The following is a 2,684-nucleotide window of genomic DNA, read 5'->3' as shown; positions in this document are numbered from 1 at the left end:
TCCACCATGGACCTTGAACGCCCCATGCAAGCCCGTCAAACCCGGGCAAAACCGCTTGCACGAGGGCCTGCACGAGGGCCTGCACGAGGGCCTGCAGTCGCTGATGACGTCAGTACCGATGACGAAAACGATAGACGAATAATGTATCAATCCAGTGAACAATCGATGACGGCGCGCGGCGGCAGCGATCCCAAACAGAGGCCCAGCGGGCGACGGCGTTTATGCCCCGCCTGCTGAGGCGTTTGCCGGCTCGGGACCTTGTCGCCGCACACGCAACGCCTTGAACAGCTCGATCACCAAGAGCAGAGAGACGGCGATGCCAAGCAACGCGGCCCACTCCCACAGCGGCACCGGGGCCGCACTTAGCACATCGCTCAGCCCCGGCAGGTACATCGCCAGGATGTGCACGCCCTGAGCGGCGATCACCGTGCCGATCAGGAATGGATTCGCGCGCAGCGGGAGGCGAAATGCCGAGCGCTCCTCGGAGCGGCAGTTGAAGATGTGCACGTTCTCAAACAGCACCATCAACAACAGCAGGCTGTTGCGGGCGTCGTACTCGCTCCAGCCCCAGACTTGGTGAAGCCAGTAGAAGACGGCGAAGGCGGCCACCCCCATGTAGAGACCGGAGACCAGGGTCTGCTCGATCATGCGTCGGTCGAAGATGGGCTGGTCGGGGGGTCTCGGTGGATGCTTGAGCACGTCCGGCTCGCCCTTCTCGAACGCCATGGCGACATCTTGGATGCCGTTCGTGACCAGGTTCAGCCACAACAACTGCACGGCGCCCAACGGCAGCGGCATGTTCAACGCAAAGGCGAGGACGAACAGCACAATCTCGGCGGCGCCGGTGCTGATCAGCAACCAGACCACCTTGCGCACGTTGGCGTAGGCGATGCGGCCCTGCTCGATGCCGTTGACGATGGATGCGAAATTATCGTCGGTCAGGATCAGGTCGGCGGCGCGCCGCGCAACCTCGGTCCCGGCCCGCCCCATCGCGACACCGATGTTGGCCTTGCGCAGCGCCGGCGCATCGTTGACGCCGTCGCCGGTCACGGCCACATAGTGCCCTTGCTGCTGCAAGGCCCCGACGATGGTGGTCTTCTGCTCGGGCTCGATGCGGGCGTAGACCGCAGCGCGACCTAGTCGCAAGCCGCCCGCGGCGTTTCCTTCAGCGCCTTCTCCCCGATCGTCAGCCGCCGCTTGGATCTCGGCGCCCGTGATGGCCTCGTCATGCTCCCCGGCGATCCCGAGCTCGCGGGCGATGCTGAGACCGGTTGCCGGATGGTCGCCGGTGATCATGCGCACGCCAACGCCGGCCTCGTGGCAACGACGCACCGCATCGGGCACCTCGGGACGCAATGGATCCATCAGGCCGACCAGTCCGAGCAAGGTCAACCCGCTCAGCTCGCCGTCTTCGAGCCGCCGCGCCGCCTCATCTGCATCGCCCTCGACCGGGCCGGCGGCCAGCGCGAGCACGCGGAAGCCGTGACCACTCAAGTCATCGACCTGGGCTTGCAGGTCGTCGGCGTCGGTACAGAGTGGCAGCACGGCCTCGGCCGCGCCCTTCACATGGACCTGCAGACCCTCGTCGCCCTGATTGAAGGTGGCGGCAAGACGGCGCGCGGCCTTAAACGGCACCCGGGCCTGCTCCGGGTGGCGCTCCAATAGCGCGTTGCGCGTCAGCCCCAGGCGCTGGCCGAGCACCAGGAAGGCCACATCGACGGTATCGCCGAGGATGTCGACCGTGCCGTCATCGCGCTCGTGCAGCTCGCCCTCGTTGCAGAGCACACCGGTCCGTGCGAGGCGGTATGCCGCCGCCTGCGTCTCCTCGTCGAGTTCGCGGCGACCCTGATCCTTGTCTCCATCGTCAAGCCGCAGCGGGTCACTGCGATCGTCATCGGCGGGATCGACCCGAATTCGGTCACCACCCGGCAGCGCAATACGTGTGACGGTGAGCTGGTTAGCGGTCAAAGTTCCGGTCTTGTCGCTGGCGATCAGGGTGCAGGTCCCCAGCCCCTCGACTGCCGGCAGGCGACGTACGATCACATTGCGCTCGGCCATCCGGTGTCGGCCGAGCGACAGCGCCACGGTAATCGCGACCGGCAGCCCGGCCGGGATGGCCGAAACCGCGAGCGCAACCGCGAAGAAGAAGATCTCGGCGAGGCCAGCACCCCGCAGGAACTGGGCAACGACCAGGAGCGCGACGGCACCCAGGACGACAAGTGCGATACGGTGCGTCAGGGTGCGCAGCCGGATCACGAGCGGCGGCTCGGTATCGCCGGCGCCGGTCAGGGAGCGCGCAATTCGGCCGACCTCGGTGGCCTCTCCGGTACGGCAGACCAGGCCCAGCGCCCGACCGTCGGGCACGTCGGTACCGGCATGGAGCATCGTTCGACGCTCGCCGACGCCGGCATCCTCGTCCAAGCTCGCATCGGCATCCTTCTCGACCGGCATCGACTCGCCGGTGAGCAGCGACTCATCGGCCCGCAGGTCTTCGGTCTCCAGCAGCCGCAGGTCTGCCGGGACCGAATCGCCGGCGACCAGCCGAACCCGATCCCCGGGGACCAGATCCTCGGCGTCGACCGTTTGCTCCCGGCCGTCACGCAGCACCCGGCTGCGGACCGTCATCATTGACTTCAGGGCCTGGGCGCTGGACTCGGCCTTACTTTCCTGGAGGGTGCCGATAA

Annotated in this window: 1 protein-coding gene; it reads right to left on the bottom strand. The window is 66.8% G+C overall.

Annotation, left to right across the window (positions count from 1 at the left end):
* Positions 1-219: 219 nt before the first annotated feature.
* The coding region (locus ACLFRM_RS09335; protein WP_410755466.1) for a cation-translocating P-type ATPase at positions 220-2,684 on the bottom strand (2,465 nt) is incomplete at its 5' end.

The organism is Guyparkeria sp., from assembly GCF_046540515.1.
In the GTDB taxonomy this organism is placed as follows: domain Bacteria; phylum Pseudomonadota; class Gammaproteobacteria; order Halothiobacillales; family Halothiobacillaceae; genus Guyparkeria.
The sequence above is the reverse complement of the archived record's forward strand: the minus strand, read 5'-3'. Positions and strand labels throughout refer to the sequence as shown.